Genomic DNA, 13,680 nt, shown 5'->3' with positions numbered 1-13,680 from the left:
AAATGGCAGTTGCCTCCGGCGCCTATAAGAAAGCCCTCGAGGGCGACCAGACACCGAAAAAGGTGCTGGTCAAAATCGACCGGGTCACGAAGAAGTTCGACGAGACGATTGCCGTGGACGATGTGTCCCTGGAAATCAAGAAAGGCGAGATCTTCGCCTTGCTCGGCGGTTCGGGTTCGGGCAAATCCACCTTGCTGCGCATGCTGGCAGGTTTCGAGCGCCCAACCGAAGGTCGCATCTACCTCGACGGTGTGGACATCACCGACATGCCGCCCTACGAGCGGCCGATCAACATGATGTTCCAGTCCTACGCCTTGTTCCCGCACATGACCGTGGCGCAGAACATCGCCTTCGGCCTGCAACAGGACAAGATCCCCAAGGCTGAAGTCGACGCACGCGTGGCCGAGATGCTCAAGCTGGTGCAGATGAGCCAGTACGCCAAGCGCAAGCCGCACCAGTTGTCCGGCGGCCAGCGCCAGCGTGTGGCGTTGGCCCGTTCCTTGGCCAAGCGCCCGAAACTGCTGCTGCTCGATGAGCCAATGGGCGCGCTGGACAAGAAGCTGCGCTCGCAGATGCAGCTTGAGTTGGTGGAGATCATCGAGCGCGTTGGGGTGACCTGCGTGATGGTGACCCACGACCAGGAAGAGGCCATGACCATGGCCGAACGCATCGCGATCATGCACCTGGGCTGGATCGCCCAGATCGGCAGCCCCATCGATATCTACGAAACCCCCACCAGCCGCCTGGTGTGCGAGTTCATTGGCAACGTCAACATCTTCGACACCCAAGTGGTGGACGACGCTGAAGGCCACGCGGTGCTCAAGTGCCCGGACCTGGACCGCGACATCTACGTGGGCTACGGCATCGCCACCTCGGTGGAAGACAAGTCGGTGACCTACGCCATTCGCCCGGAAAAGCTTCTGGTGACCACCGAAATGCCAACCTGCGAGCACAACTGGTCCAGCGGCAAGGTGCACGACATCGCCTACCTGGGCGGCCACTCGGTGTTCTACGTGGAGCTGCCGAGCGGCAAGCTGGTGCAGTCCTTCGTCGCCAACGCCGAACGCCGTGGCCAGCGCCCAACCTGGGGTGACCAGGTGTATGTGTGGTGGGAAGACGATAGCGGCGTGGTACTTCGCTCATGAACATGAAGAAATTCAAGCGGCGCTTGGATCGCATCGTGCCCAATGGCAAGCAGGTGGTCATCGGGATTCCCTTCCTCTGGCTGTTCCTGTTTTTCGCACTGCCGTTTTTCATCGTGCTGAAAATCAGCTTTGCCGAAGCCGATGTGGCGATCCCGCCCTATACCGAGATCTATACCTACGTTGAGCAAAAGCTGGAGGTGGTGCTGAACCTGGCCAACTACAGCTTGCTGGCGGGCGACGAGTTGTACATCGCCGCCTACCTGGGCTCGCTGAAGATGGCGTTTTTCAGCACGCTGCTGTGCCTGCTGATCGGCTACCCGATGGCCTACGCCATCGCCACCGCGCGCAAAGAGATGCAGACCGTGCTGGTGCTGCTGATCATGATGCCCACCTGGACCGCGATCCTGATCCGGGTGTATGCGTGGATGGGCATCCTCAGCAACAACGGCCTGCTCAATGGCTTCCTGATGTCCATGGGCTTGATCAACGAGCCGCTGCAGATCCTCAACACCAACGTCGCGGTGTACATCGGTGTGGTCTATTCGTACCTGCCATTCATGATCCTGCCGCTGTACGCCAACCTGGTGAAGCACGACCAGAGCCTGCTGGAAGCCGCCTCCGACCTGGGGTCGAGCACCTTCAACAGCTTCTGGAAAATCACCGTGCCGCTGTCCAAGAACGGCATCATCGCCGGTTGCATGCTGGTGTTTATCCCGGTGGTGGGCGAGTTCGTGATTCCTGAACTGCTCGGCGGCCCGGAAACCCTGATGATCGGTAAGGTGTTGTGGCAAGAGTTCTTCAACAACCGTGACTGGCCGGTGGCGTCTGCCCTGGCGGTGGTGATGCTGGCGATCCTGATCGTGCCGATCATCCTGTTCAACCGCAGCCAAGCCAAAGAGCTGGAGGGCAAGATATGAAGCGCTTTCGTTTCTCCAGCTTCATGCTGGTCGCAGGCTTGTTGTTCATCTACCTGCCGATGTTGATCCTGGTGATCTACTCGTTCAACGAATCCAAGCTGGTAACAGTGTGGGGCGGTTGGTCGATCAAGTGGTACGTGGGCCTGTTGGACAACACCCAGTTGATGGGCTCGGTGGCCCGATCCCTGGAAATCGCCTGCTACACGGCGGTGGCGGCGGTGGCGTTGGGTACCCTGGCAGCCTTCGTGCTGACGCGCATCAGCCAGTTCAAGGGCCGCACGCTGTTCGGTGGCCTGGTGACGGCGCCGTTGGTGATGCCCGAAGTGATCACCGGTCTGTCGCTGTTGCTGCTGTTCGTGGCCATGGCGCAGATGATCGGCTGGCCCCAGGAGCGTGGCATCGTCACCATCTGGATCGCCCACACCACCTTCTGTGCGGCGTATGTGGCGGTGGTGGTGTCGGCGCGCTTGCGTGAGCTGGACCTGTCGATCGAAGAAGCGGCGATGGACTTGGGCGCACGGCCGTGGAAGGTGTTCTTCCTGATCACCATCCCGATGATCGCGCCGTCGCTGGCGGCGGGCGGGATGATGTCCTTCGCACTGTCCCTGGATGACCTGGTACTCGCCAGCTTCGTGTCGGGCCCCGGTTCCACCACCTTGCCGATGGAAGTGTTCTCGGCGGTGCGCCTTGGGGTTAAGCCCGAGATCAACGCCGTGGCGAGCCTGATTCTGTTGGCGGTGTCGCTGGTGACCTTCCTGGTGTGGTTCTTCAGCCGTCGGGCCGAAGAGCATCGCAAGAAGGCCATCCAGCAGGCGATTGAAGAAGCTGCGGCGGATGGCTGGCAACAGCCGGACAAGCGCCGGGCGCCAGCACCGGTCTAACTGCCGGAACAGGGTGAAAATGTGGGAGCTGGCTTGCCTGCGATTGCGGTGTATCAGTCACTTATAAGATGCTGACCCACCGCCATCGCAGGCAAGCCAGCTCCCACAGTAGTTTTGCGGTGCTTATAAAATCGGGTTTCAGTCAGCCCACGGCGATGTGCGGATCACCTGCACAAAATTCATCGGCTTGAACCCAGGCTCCTGGTCCACCAGCACATCGGTCTTAACATTGCCAAACGTGGTCTGCGGGCGATGGCGCAAGCCGTCGGCGAACGCGCAGATGATGCACTCCTTGAACCCTTCACCCCGTGGATGCGCATGCACCACCGCTTCGCGCTGCACGCTGCTGAAGGCGGCGTAGTCCATGCCCAGCACGTCCATCTCCACACCAGCGGTCACCAGCGCCACCGTGGGGCGCAGGTGTTTCGGCACGCCCGGCGTGGTGTGCAGGGCGATGGACAACCACACTTGTTCAATATCGTCATCGCTCAACCCATAAGGCTTGAGGAACGCGGCGGCGGCGTTGGCGCCGTCCACTTCGAAACGCTCGTCGTCACTGCGGTGGCCTTCCACCAGGCCCAGGTCATGGAACATCGCGCCGACGTAGAGCAACTCCGGGTTGTAGGCCAACTGTTTGCGCTCACCGCTCAAGGCGCCGAACAGGAAGACCCGACGCGAATGGTGGTAGAGCAGGTCCGATTCGACGTCGCGGATGTATTCGGTGGTGGCCCGGGCCAAGGCGCTGTCAGGAATCTGGATACCGGCTATGGTGGTGCTCATGGGGGATCTCCTCTGGAAAGATTCCAGTCTGGTCCCATGACCCAGGAGCGGCTATCGCCACAGGGAGGCGATCCCGGCCAATGTGCCACCACATCGTGCCAAGCCTGTAAGCGATCCCCTGTGGGAGCTTGCTTGCCTGCGATAGCATCACCTCGGTGTACCTGAGATACCGAGGCGTCTGCATCGCAGGCAAGCCAGCTCCCACAAGGGATTGGTGTTTATTCAGTGGAAAAAGGTGTTTGTGAGTATGGGCAAAACCGTCGCCATCCTGATCTTTCCTGGTGTTCAGTCGCTGGACGTGACCGGGCCGATGGATGTGTTCTGCGAGGCCAACCGCTTCCTGGCGCCCGAGGCTCACTATCGGCTGGAAGTGCTCGGCTTCGGCCACGGCGCCATGGCGGCCTCCAACGGTTTGTCATTGCAGGCGCACAAGCACTACAGCGAAGCCCGACAACCCTACGACCTGCTGCTGGTCGCCGGTGGCCCGCAGTTACCCTTCGAAGATTTCGGCCCCGAGTTTGACGCCTGGCTGCGCACTGCCGCCGCGAAGGCACAGCGCTTCGGCTCGATCTGCAACGGCGCCTTTATGCTGGCCCGTGCGGGCCTGCTGGACGGTAAGACCGTCACTACCCACTGGAACGACGCCGCCAGCCTGGCGTGCCTGTGCCCCTCGGCCCAGGTCGAAGCCGACCGTCTCTATGTGCAGGATGGCAAGCTCTACACCTCCGCCGGGGTCACGGCAGGTATCGACCTGTCGTTGTATCTGCTGGCCCAGGATCACGGCCCGGAAGTCGCCCTGAGCGTGGCCAAGCGCCTGGTGGTGTTCACCCAGCGCTCGGGCGGGCAATCGCAGTTCAGCCCGTTCCTAACCCCCCATGCCGAAACCACCTCGGCGGTGGCGCTGGTGCAGCTGTACGTGTTGGCCAACCTGACGGGAGACCTGACCATTGCCGACCTGGCCAAGGCGGCCAATATGAGTGCACGTAATTTCTCCCGGGTGTTTGCCCGTGAAGCGCGGATTACGCCGGCGGAGTTTGTCGAGAGGGCGCGTGTGGATGCGGCGCGGGTGATGCTTGAAAGCAGCCATGCACCGCTTAAAACCGTGGCCTATCAATGTGGCTTTCGCGACGCCCAGCACATGCGCAGTGTGTTCAACCGCCGGCTGGGCGTCACGCCGCAACAGTTCAGGCTTAACTTTGCGGCGCCGGTTTGAGCGATGATCGTTCCCACGCTCTGCGTGGTAACGCCTCTTGGGACGCTCTGCGTCCCCGCTTTTAAGGGCGGACGCGGAGCGTCTACGGCTGCATTCCCACGCGGAGCGTGGGAACGATCATCGGGCGGGCAGCAGTTTCAAGGTGCCGCGGGTATTGGCCGTCACTTCCTCATCACTGAAGTGCGCCTGCTCGTACCTTCCCTCGATATAGCTCTGCGCCTGGTCGCCATAGTGCGTATCAAACGGCACACCGCTTTGCCCCACCGGGTTGATGGTGAGGGCGTGGGTCGGGTCGGCGAAGTCGATCAGGCGCCGTGTCGACGGGCCGTAGGTCACCGGCCACGGTGCCGGGCCAATCAGCGCGGTCTGGTTGTTCGGAACCTCATGGCTGCCCGGCGCCGGGAACGGGCCGACGTTGAAAATTTTATCCAGCGGCTTTTGCAGGCCCAGCGGGTGGCCGTGGGTCAGGGTGTGCGCCTTGCCCCACTGCCATTGCGCCGGGTCATCGCCGAACGTCGCCTTGAGGTGGGCCAGGCTGTTGTCCCAGGCGAGCTTGACGGTATCGGCGCGGTTGCCGTTCCACCAGGGCGAGTCTGCCGATGCGGCCAGGCGGGGCAATGCGGCGTCGATCACGCGGGTGCCGAGCAAGGTCTTGAACAAGGCATCGCCGAGTTTGGGGTGAAAGGTCGCGTCGCTGAGGTTGAACAGCAACTGGTTGAACAGCGTGGCGCTGGTGGAGTCCAGCGGGTAGTCACCCTTCCAGTTGGCAAGCTGTTCCACCAATTTGAGTTGCGCCGGGTCCTTGACCACCTCGCGCAGCACCGGCAACAGCGGCGCCAGCAGGCGCGTGCCGTAGGCGGTGGTGGTGCCCAGTTGCAGGGCCTGGCTGTTGGTCACATCCCACTTCACGCTTTTGTCGCTCAACTGCACGTTCAACTGCTGGCCACGATCCGCCAGGTTGTAATAGCCGGGGATCGGCATGCCGGTGGGCGATGCTGGCTGGGCATTGGCGGACACCACATAGCCGCGCGGCGGGTTTTCTTCCTGGGGGTTGGCACTGAAGGGGTAGAAACCCAGCTTGTCGGCCTGGGCGGTACTGCCGTCGAGGATGAACGCCGGGTTGACGCCGGCCGGGCGGATCGGCAACTGCGCCGCCGCCCACCAGCCGATATCGCCCTTGGCGTTTGCCCACACGATGTTCAGGCCCGGCGCCGAGACCTTCGCGGCCGCGGCACGCGCCTTGGCCAGGGTATCGGCACGGTTGAGCTGATAGAAACCATCGAGGATCGGGTTTTCGCTGTCGAGGAACGCCCACCACATGGCAATCGGTGTGCTGCCGGCGTTCTCACCGAGCACATCGTTGATGATCGGGCCGTGGGGCGAGCGGCGCAGGGTGAGGGTCACCGGCGCCTGGCCCTTGACCTGGATCTGCTGCTCGCTGCTGCTCATGTCCACCCATTGGTCGTGATACCAGACCTGGTTGGGGTTGTTTGGGTTGACCTTCTCGGCGACCAGGTCGAGGTCGTCGTTCTGGAACATGGTCAGGCTCCAGCCGAAGTCCAGGTTGTGCCCCAGGAACGCCACCGGTACCAGCGCGTTGTGGTAGCCGTATAGCTCGAAGCCTGGCGCCGACAGTTGCGCCTCGTACCAGACCGAAGGCACCGAAAAACGGATATGAGGGTCACCCGCCAGCAACGGCTTGCCACTTTGGGTATGGCTGCCGCTGACGGCCCAGGCATTGCTGCCTTCGAACTGCGGCAGGCCGTTGTCGGCCAGGGCCTGTTCGCTCAGGGCGGCGATGGCGCCAAGGGTCTGCCAATCGCTGGCCGCCAGGTTGAGTGCGCCCTTGGGTTGCCAGTCGAGATCGAAGACCTTCAAGTAGTCGCTGCCCAGCCGGTCACGCACATAGGTCAGCACCGGCTCGGTGCGAAAGGCCGCGGCAAAGCTGTAGGCCATGTACCCGGCGACGCTGATGCTGTCTTCGGCGGTAAACGGGCGCTTGGCGATGCCCAGCACATCGAACTCCATGGGGCTGGCGTGGCTGTCCTGATACTGATTGATCCCGTCCAGGTAGGCTTGCAGGGCCTTGGACGAGGCTGAGCCAGGGTCCATATGCTCCACATAGCTTAAGGCACGCTCGCGGATGCGCAGGCTGCGAAAGAGCTTATCGGTGTCCAGCAGCTTGGGCCCCAGCACCTCGGCCAGTTCGCCACGGGCCAGGCGCCGCATGATCTCCATCTGGAACAGGCGGTCCTGGGCGTGCACATAGCCCAGGGCGCGGTACAGGTCGGCTTCGTTCTCGGCGCGGATATGCGGTACGCCACGGTCGTCGTAACGCACCGTGACCGAGCCTTGCAGGTGCGCCAGCGTCACCGTGCCCTGGCGCGTAGGTTGTTTGCTGTAGACGTACCAACCGGCGCCCAGGGCGACCAGCACAATCAGCACCGCAAAAACCTGCAAGACGCGCTTCATGAACATTCCTTACCAAAGTGGACGGGCTACAGATCCTTAGGCCACGAACAATAGCAGCCTACCGCGAGGGTGTGAGTGGCATTCACGTCGCGTCCGGTTCCAAGGGCCTTGAGAATTGGCTCGATAAAACTGTTGCTGGCGTTGCAGGTCAGGCCTTCGCTATAGGGGCCGAAATACGCCAGCTTGCCGGTGCGGTCCCAAATGCCCACGGCCGGGCTGGCGGGTATCTGGTCGGCGCCGGCCAGGGCATCAAGGACTTTCAGGTGGCGCAGGTTCTCGGGCAACTGGCCGTGGCTGCCGGGTTTTTGCAGGGCATAGAACTCCACCCCCTGGGGCGCGTACTGCTCGATCAACTCGCCCAGGTGTTGCTGGTTACCGACATTGCACGGGCAGGCCGGGTCCCAGAAGTGCACCAGACGAATCGGGCCAGGGCCGCTGAGGGCGGCGGGCAGTTGCAGCGCATCGCCGGAAAATACCGCGGTGTGTTCGCTGAAGGCGCGCAGGTAGCGGCCCTGGAACCAGTCATAGGCCGCCCACAGTACCCCGGCGCAAATAACCAGGATCACGCTGGCGAACAGGGCGTTACGGTAGGGCGGTCGCATTGGATGTATCCTCGCAGGTCGCGTAGCTTGCCATGCTTGTCCTGACAGATGAATATCGCAGCTCGATATTCATCTTCACCGCAAGTCTGGAAGCCTTTATGCCCGTTACCTTTGACCCTGATCATCTGCGCGAAAGCTTGCGCCCCCTGGTGGATGCGCAGCCGCTGTCAGCCGAGGCGAGGGTTTACCAGCGTTTCTACGGGCTCGACCTGGCCGCACGCCAGGTGCCGGCGGTGAGCCGCCTGGGGCGTTTTGAGGTGGATGGGTTTGAGGTGGTGGCCCAGGTCTGGTGGCCGCCGGCGCCGGTGGCGACGATGTTCCTGTTTCACGGTTTCTACGATCACATGGGGCTGTATCGCCATGTGGTGGATTGGGCGCTGGACCAGGGCTTCGTGGTGATCGCCTGCGACCTGCCGGGCCATGGCTTGTCCAGCGGCGTGCGCGCCAGCATCGATGACTTTGCGGTGTACCAGAGCGTGGTGCAGGCGTTGTTCGTCGAGGCCAAGGCTTTGCAATTGCCGCAACCCTGGCACCTGTTCGGGCAAAGCACCGGCGGCGCCATCGTGGTGGACCACCTGCTCAACCACGGCGCCCAAAGCCCGGCCCAGGGCAAGACCTTCCTGCTGTCGCCGTTGGTGCGGCCGCGTGCCTGGGGTTGGTCGCAGGTCAGCTATTACCTGCTGCGCCCCTTCGTCAAAGGCATCGCCCGGCGTTTCAGCGATAACTCCAACGACCCGGCGTTCAAGCCGTTCCTGGAAGCCGACCCGCTACAGCCTCGCCAACTGCCTACCGCCTGGGTGGGGTCGCTGGCGCGCTGGATCAAACGCATCGAAGCCGCACCCCGCAGCCCCCGGCGCCCGGTGATCGTGCAGGGTGAGGAAGATATGACGGTGGACTGGCAGCACAATCTGCAGGTGTTGCGGGGTAAGTTCGATCAGCCTGAGGTGTTGATGCTCAAGCAGGGTCGGCATCACTTGGCCAATGAAATTCCGCAGATTCGCTATGAGTACTTCAGTTTTCTCACAAGCCACCTGAAATAACGCAATCCAAATGTGGGAGCTGGCTTGCCTGCGATAGCGGTGTAACTGACAGATCGCAATCGCAGGCAAGCCAGCTCCCACAGGGTTTACTGCGTCAGGCTTGAGGTGCTCTGGCCAACGGCAAGCCCTGCGCGAATGGCGGCAAGGGCAGCCTGGTAATACGCCTTGCCCTCCGGCGACTCGGCAAAGGTGGCGAACTCTTCCAGCTCCGGGTCGGACAAATCCCGATAGACATACAGCAAGGTATTGTTCAAATCCTTGTCGATCTGCTGCATCAGCCGCTCGCGCTGGCCATTCAACATGCCTTGTGCCTGGCCACCGCCTAGCAAGCCGGGGATCATCTGGCTCAAGCTGTCGGCCGCCACGCCCGCAATCGCCAGGCTGACCTCGGCACCGGCCTCGCGGGCGGGCAGGGCCTGGGCCAGGTGGCCGATGATCAGGCTGCGGGTGGCATCGGCTTCGAGTTTGGGCAGGCCCTGGGCGTTTTTCGCCAATTGGTCGCGGCGCGTGGCCAGCAACTCGGCGGCGACAATCTTGCGGCCCAGGGGCGATTGGAAAAACGCCAGGGCAGGTTTCGGGTCGGGCAAGTGCTTGCGCAGTTGCGCCTCGGCACGCTGGTCCATGGCCTGGGCGGCAAAGCGTTTATTGCTGTTGTCCACCAGCGCCTGGTACACCACTGGCGGCAGGCTATTGCGGTAGCGCTGCTGGGCGGCACTGAGGGCGTCATTGAAGTGCGCACGTTGTTCGGCCCAGCCGGCGACCTTATACAACTGGTCATGGCCGTCTGCCCAGGCGGGCAAAACGCAGAACATCAACACAGAAAAAAACAAACGACGCATAAGGACTCCTGTCAGTCGGCCACTATTGTCCGTGTCGGGCGTAGGATTTGTCGAGAAGTCCTATCAGTCACCTGACTAAAGTGTATTCGGACGCTCAACGGCGCTGTCGGATTTTCAGGCGTATGGATACTATGCGCGCCATGCAAATACCCCTCGATCACCCGCTGCTGCAACGCATCGTCGACGACCTGGCCGAAAAAGGCTGGTCGCAGCAAAATGGCTTCCTGCCCCAGGCTCTGACCCTGGAGCTGGCGGCTGAGTGCCGTAAACGTGCGGCGCAGGGTGAATTGGCGCCCGCAGCGGTAGGGCGTGGGCCGGCCCAGGAGATTCGCGAAGGCATTCGCGGTGACCATATCCAGTGGCTGGAGGAGGGTGACGCGTCTATCTGCGACACCTATATGGGCGTGATGGACGGCCTGCGCCTGGCGATGAATCGCAGCCTGTTCCTGGGCCTGGAAGATTTCGAAAGCCACTTTGCGATGTACCCGCCGGGGGCGTTTTACCTCAAGCATGTAGACCGTTTTCGCGACGACGACCGGCGCATGGTCTCGGCGGTGATTTACTTGAACGACGCCTGGCTGCCCGAACATGGCGGCCAACTGCGCATGTACCTCAAGGGCGGTGTCGAATACGACGTGGTGCCTGCCGGGGGTTGCCTGGTGGTATTCCTGTCGGGCGAGGTGCCCCACGAAGTCCTGCCCGCTACGCGTGAACGCCTGTCCTTGACGGGCTGGTTTCGCCGGCGGGGCAACGAGCCGTTTTAAACATGGAAAAGATTCTGGTCAGCCGCTGCCTGCTCGGGCACAAAGTGCGCTATGACGGCGGGGCCAGCGGCCCGTTCGACCAACTGGCAGCGTGGCAAGCTGAAGGTCGCGTGGTTACCATCTGCCCGGAAGTGGCGGGCGGCTTGCCCACACCGCGGTCATCGGCCGAAATCCCAGGCGGGCAGGGCATCGACGTGTGGGAAGGCCGCGCCCAGGTGCTGACGGCCGAGGGCGAAGACTTCACCAGCGCCTTTCTCGACGGTGCCCGCCAGGCCTTGGCGCTGGTGCAACGCCATCACATCCGCATCGCCATTCTCAAGGCCAACAGCCCATCCTGCGGCAACCTGTTGACCTATGACGGCACCTTCAGTGGGGTGAAGGTCAGTGGCGAAGGCGTCACGGCGGCGCTGCTCAAGCGCCATGGTGTGCAGGTGTTCAGTGAGTTGGAGTTGCCACAGGCGGCGATTGCCCTCACGCAGCTTTAAGAAGTTTAAACAGATCAAGTGTGGGAGCTGGCTTGCCTGCGATAGCGGTGTATCAGCACCTTATGTGTAACTGACAGACCGCTATCGCAGGCAAGCCAGCTCCCACATTTTATTGCACCTTGAGCCATTTCTGCGCCAGCGCCTTCAACCGGCCATCGTCCTTAACCCGCTTCAACGCCCCGTTCAAACTGGTCTTGAACGCCGGGTTGCCCTTCTGGAACGGGATCGCCAATGCCGGCTTCTGGTGGTAAGGCTCACTGAAATCGAAACGATCCTCAAGCTCGGCAGTCATAGACATATGGTTAATGGCCACGTCGTACTTGCCGGTTTCCACACCGGACAGCAGGTCCGCGTTATCGGTGGTAATAAACGAGGAGCGCACCTCCATCTCCTTGGCCAGCAGTTCACCCAGCTCCACTTCAAAGCCTGCGAGTTTGTCGCCCTCTTTGAAATTGTACGGCGGGGTGTTGGCTTCCAGGGCGATGCGCAGTTCACCGCGATCGTTGACGTCGTCAATCAGTTCGGCATGAGCCAAGGGGCTCAGAAGAGCAAGCAGCAGCAACAGGCCAGGCGAAAAGCGCATGGTCACTCCTAAAGAATTCGTACAGGCGAGGCGCCGTTGAGCATCGTTTTGCTATGGTGTCGGGTGCCTTGGACCGCAATTTATCGCGAAGTTGTCATAACCCTACAGATTTCACAGAAAAACTGGAGAAGCGAATGAAAGCCCTTTTGTCCCGTGCAACGATTGCCAGCCTTTTGCTGGGTACCTCGATGTTGGCCAGCGCCGCAGACCTTCCGCGTACACCTGCACCTGAAGGCGCCGAAGTGTTTATCGTCTCGCCGAAAGATGGCGCCACCGTTGATAAAACCTTCACCGTCAAATTCGGCGTCAAGAAGCTGGACCTGGAGCCGATCGACAAGCAAGTGCCTAACGCCGGTCACCACCACCTGCTGGTAGACCAGGAAGTGGGGGCGCTCAACGCTAACGAGGCGATCCCGGCCACGCCTACCTCGATTCACTTCGGCAAGGCGCAAACCGAAACCGAGCTGACCCTGACGCCAGGCAAGCACACCCTGCAACTGGTGGCCGGCGACAACGTGCATCGCCAGTTCGAACCCACTGTTGCATCGAAAGTGATCACTGTTAACGTCAAATAAAAAAACGGGAGCCCTTTGCGGGGCTCCCGTTTTTTATTGGTAGGAGCGAGCAAGCTCGCTCCTACTAGAACAACACGCGGCTACGAATAGTGCCGTTGATGTGCTGCAGCTTCTCTTGCGCCAGGTCCGAGTACTCGGCGTCGACGTCGATCACCACGTAGCCGACCTTCTCGTTAGTCTGCAGGAACTGACCGGAGATGTTGATGCCGTTTTCCGCGAAGACCTTGTTGATCTCCATCATCACGCCAGGGATGTTCTGGTGGATGTGCAGCAGGCGGTGCTTGCCCGGGTGAGCCGGCAGGGCCACTTCCGGGAAGTTGACCGACGATACCGAAGTACCGTTGTCGCTGTACTTGACCAGCTTTTCCGAGACTTCCAGGCCGATGTTGGCTTGGGCTTCAGCGGTGGAGCCGCCGATGTGCGGGGTCAGGATCACGTTGTCCAGGCCACGCAGCGGGCTTTCGAAGATGTCGTCGTTGGAGCGTGGCTCCACCGGGAACACGTCGATGGCAGCGCCGATCAGGTGCTTGTCCTTGATCGCGTCAGCCAGGGCGTCCAGCTCGACCACGGTACCGCGAGCGGCGTTGATCAGGATCCCGCCTTTCTTGATCGCGCGGATTTCCTTCTCGCCGATCATCCACTGAGTCTCGGCCGTTTCCGGCACGTGCAGGGTGACGATGTCGGACATGCCCAGCAGCTCGGTCAGGCTGGCCACTTGGGTGGCGTTGCCCAATGGCAGCTTGGTCAGGGTGTCGTAGAAGAACACCTGCATGCCCAGGCCTTCAGCCAATACCGACAGTTGCGTGCCGATCGAGCCGTAGCCAACGATACCCAGCTTCTTGCCGCGGATTTCGAAGGAGTTGGCTGCGCTCTTGATCCAGCCGCCACGGTGGCAGGAAGCGTTCTTCTCAGGGATACCGCGCAGCAGCAGGATGGCCTCGGCCAGCACCAGCTCCGCAACGGAACGGGTGTTGGAGTACGGTGCGTTGAACACCGCGATGCCGCGCTCGCGCGCTGCATTGAGGTCGACCTGGTTGGTGCCGATGCAGAAACAGCCGACAGCCACGAGTTTCTTGGCGTGGTCGAAGATCTCTTCGGTCAGCTGAGTGCGGGAGCGAATGCCGATAAAGTGCGCGTCGGCGATCTTTTCCTTGAGCTGGGCTTCCGGCAGAGAACTGGTGATGTACTCAATGCTGGTGTACCCGGCGGCTTTCAGAACGTCGACAGCCGATGGGTGGACGCCTTCCAGAAGAAGGAACTTGATCTTGCTCTTATCGAGAGAAGTCTTGCTCATCTGCGTAAACCTGTATCCCGGAGAAAATTGGCAGGGAGTCGAGCAGCGCAAGCTGACCCGGACGGCAGGAAAGCCGTCACCGCAGAAACG

The 13,680-nt window shown here is 61.5% G+C and carries 14 protein-coding genes; 8 read left to right on the top strand and 6 right to left on the bottom strand.

Annotated elements, in window-relative coordinates:
- Nucleotides 1-2: 2 nt before the first annotated feature.
- Genes potA through E1K68_RS26385 form a run of 3 tightly spaced genes read left to right on the top strand, consistent with a single transcriptional unit; the run spans nt 3 to nt 2,943 of the window.
- Nucleotides 3-1,145 carry a polyamine ABC transporter ATP-binding protein gene (gene potA / locus E1K68_RS26395; RefSeq protein WP_003195240.1) on the top strand — a complete coding sequence of 381 codons (1,143 nt, stop codon included), beginning with the start codon at nt 3-5 and terminating at the stop codon, nt 1,143-1,145.
- A 35-nt stretch (nt 1,146-1,180) separates the two neighbouring features.
- Nucleotides 1,181-2,062, top strand: a complete 882-nt coding sequence (locus tag E1K68_RS26390; RefSeq protein WP_244175850.1) for an ABC transporter permease subunit — start codon at nt 1,181-1,183, stop codon at nt 2,060-2,062.
- On the top strand, nt 2,059-2,943 hold the full coding sequence (locus E1K68_RS26385; RefSeq protein ID WP_003195236.1) for an ABC transporter permease subunit: 885 nt from the start codon (nt 2,059-2,061) through the stop codon (nt 2,941-2,943). Before E1K68_RS26390 ends, E1K68_RS26385 begins: the two co-directional genes overlap by 4 nt.
- A 138-nt stretch (nt 2,944-3,081) precedes the next feature.
- Here E1K68_RS26385 and E1K68_RS26380 read toward each other — a convergent pair whose 3' ends face one another.
- Entirely contained in the window at nt 3,082-3,723 is a 642-nt protein-coding gene (locus tag E1K68_RS26380) for an HD domain-containing protein (RefSeq protein ID WP_069558179.1), read from the bottom strand.
- A gap of 247 nt (nt 3,724-3,970) precedes the next feature.
- Between E1K68_RS26380 and E1K68_RS26375 the strand changes: the two genes are divergently transcribed.
- Complete coding sequence (locus E1K68_RS26375) at nt 3,971-4,936, top strand: GlxA family transcriptional regulator (protein ID WP_169912781.1); 966 nt, start codon at nt 3,971-3,973, stop codon at nt 4,934-4,936.
- A gap of 117 nt (nt 4,937-5,053) precedes the next feature.
- Here E1K68_RS26375 and E1K68_RS26370 read toward each other — a convergent pair whose 3' ends face one another.
- Together E1K68_RS26370 and E1K68_RS26365 are read right to left on the bottom strand one after the other, a co-directional pair.
- Nucleotides 5,054-7,408 (bottom strand): penicillin acylase family protein, encoded by a 2,355-nt coding sequence (locus E1K68_RS26370; RefSeq protein WP_003195230.1) that lies wholly within the window; start codon nt 7,406-7,408, stop codon nt 5,054-5,056.
- 26 nt (nt 7,409-7,434) lie between these two features.
- A complete protein-coding gene (locus E1K68_RS26365; RefSeq protein ID WP_003195228.1) occupies nt 7,435-8,010 on the bottom strand; it encodes a DUF6436 domain-containing protein in 576 nt (191 codons plus the stop codon).
- 98 nt (nt 8,011-8,108) lie between these two features.
- Here E1K68_RS26365 and E1K68_RS26360 point away from each other — a divergent pair, with 98 nt between their 5' ends.
- Nucleotides 8,109-9,050 (top strand): alpha/beta hydrolase, encoded by a 942-nt coding sequence (locus E1K68_RS26360; protein WP_034134012.1) that lies wholly within the window; start codon nt 8,109-8,111, stop codon nt 9,048-9,050.
- 86 nt (nt 9,051-9,136) lie between these two features.
- Here the strand turns inward: E1K68_RS26360 and E1K68_RS26355 are convergent, their stop codons facing one another.
- Nucleotides 9,137-9,889, bottom strand: coding sequence for a DUF2059 domain-containing protein (locus tag E1K68_RS26355; protein ID WP_003195224.1), 753 nt, complete (start codon nt 9,887-9,889; stop codon nt 9,137-9,139).
- A 131-nt stretch (nt 9,890-10,020) separates the two neighbouring features.
- On the opposite strand from E1K68_RS26355, the gene E1K68_RS26350 reads away from it, so the two are divergent.
- Together E1K68_RS26350 and E1K68_RS26345 are read left to right on the top strand one after the other, a co-directional pair.
- Nucleotides 10,021-10,653, top strand: a complete 633-nt coding sequence (locus E1K68_RS26350) for a 2OG-Fe(II) oxygenase (RefSeq protein ID WP_212614932.1) — start codon at nt 10,021-10,023, stop codon at nt 10,651-10,653.
- A gap of 2 nt (nt 10,654-10,655) precedes the next feature.
- Nucleotides 10,656-11,138 (top strand): DUF523 domain-containing protein, encoded by a 483-nt coding sequence (locus E1K68_RS26345; RefSeq protein WP_212614837.1) that lies wholly within the window; start codon nt 10,656-10,658, stop codon nt 11,136-11,138.
- Between the two features lie 109 nt (nt 11,139-11,247).
- Here E1K68_RS26345 and E1K68_RS26340 read toward each other — a convergent pair whose 3' ends face one another.
- On the bottom strand, nt 11,248-11,721 hold the full coding sequence (locus E1K68_RS26340; RefSeq protein WP_212614836.1) for a transporter substrate-binding domain-containing protein: 474 nt from the start codon (nt 11,719-11,721) through the stop codon (nt 11,248-11,250).
- Nucleotides 11,722-11,855: 134 nt separating this feature from the next.
- Between E1K68_RS26340 and E1K68_RS26335 the strand changes: the two genes are divergently transcribed.
- Complete coding sequence (locus tag E1K68_RS26335) at nt 11,856-12,296, top strand: DUF4399 domain-containing protein (protein WP_003195216.1); 441 nt, start codon at nt 11,856-11,858, stop codon at nt 12,294-12,296.
- Nucleotides 12,297-12,360: 64 nt separating this feature from the next.
- Here E1K68_RS26335 and serA read toward each other — a convergent pair whose 3' ends face one another.
- Nucleotides 12,361-13,590 carry a phosphoglycerate dehydrogenase gene (serA, locus tag E1K68_RS26330; protein WP_003195214.1) on the bottom strand — a complete coding sequence of 410 codons (1,230 nt, stop codon included), beginning with the start codon at nt 13,588-13,590 and terminating at the stop codon, nt 12,361-12,363.
- Between the last annotated feature and the right edge of the window lie 90 nt (nt 13,591-13,680).

This window comes from Pseudomonas sp. B2021 (genome assembly GCF_018135665.1).
Classification (GTDB): Bacteria; Pseudomonadota; Gammaproteobacteria; order Pseudomonadales; family Pseudomonadaceae; genus Aquipseudomonas; species Aquipseudomonas lactis.
Note: the sequence above shows the minus strand (reverse complement) of the source record. Positions and strands in the feature narration are given on the sequence as shown.

Excerpts from the sequence above, each read along its gene's own strand:
- E1K68_RS26345 (WP_212614837.1), top strand. The coding sequence starts at position 10,656 with ATGGAAAAGATTCTGGTCAGCCGCTGCCTGCTCGGGCACAAAGTGCGC.
- E1K68_RS26365 (WP_003195228.1), bottom strand. The coding sequence starts at position 8,010 with ATGCGACCGCCCTACCGTAACGCCCTGTTCGCCAGCGTGATCCTGGTT.
- E1K68_RS26350 (WP_212614932.1), top strand. The coding sequence starts at position 10,021 with ATGCGCGCCATGCAAATACCCCTCGATCACCCGCTGCTGCAACGCATC.
- E1K68_RS26380 (WP_069558179.1), bottom strand. The coding sequence starts at position 3,723 with ATGAGCACCACCATAGCCGGTATCCAGATTCCTGACAGCGCCTTGGCC.
- E1K68_RS26385 (WP_003195236.1), top strand. The coding sequence starts at position 2,059 with ATGAAGCGCTTTCGTTTCTCCAGCTTCATGCTGGTCGCAGGCTTGTTG.
- E1K68_RS26340 (WP_212614836.1), bottom strand. The coding sequence starts at position 11,721 with ATGCGCTTTTCGCCTGGCCTGTTGCTGCTGCTTGCTCTTCTGAGCCCC.
- E1K68_RS26335 (WP_003195216.1), top strand. The coding sequence starts at position 11,856 with ATGAAAGCCCTTTTGTCCCGTGCAACGATTGCCAGCCTTTTGCTGGGT.
- E1K68_RS26355 (WP_003195224.1), bottom strand. The coding sequence starts at position 9,889 with ATGCGTCGTTTGTTTTTTTCTGTGTTGATGTTCTGCGTTTTGCCCGCC.
- E1K68_RS26370 (WP_003195230.1), bottom strand. The coding sequence starts at position 7,408 with ATGAAGCGCGTCTTGCAGGTTTTTGCGGTGCTGATTGTGCTGGTCGCC.
- E1K68_RS26360 (WP_034134012.1), top strand. The coding sequence starts at position 8,109 with ATGCCCGTTACCTTTGACCCTGATCATCTGCGCGAAAGCTTGCGCCCC.
- serA (WP_003195214.1), bottom strand. The coding sequence starts at position 13,590 with ATGAGCAAGACTTCTCTCGATAAGAGCAAGATCAAGTTCCTTCTTCTG.
- E1K68_RS26375 (WP_169912781.1), top strand. The coding sequence starts at position 3,971 with ATGGGCAAAACCGTCGCCATCCTGATCTTTCCTGGTGTTCAGTCGCTG.
- potA (WP_003195240.1), top strand. The coding sequence starts at position 3 with ATGGCAGTTGCCTCCGGCGCCTATAAGAAAGCCCTCGAGGGCGACCAG.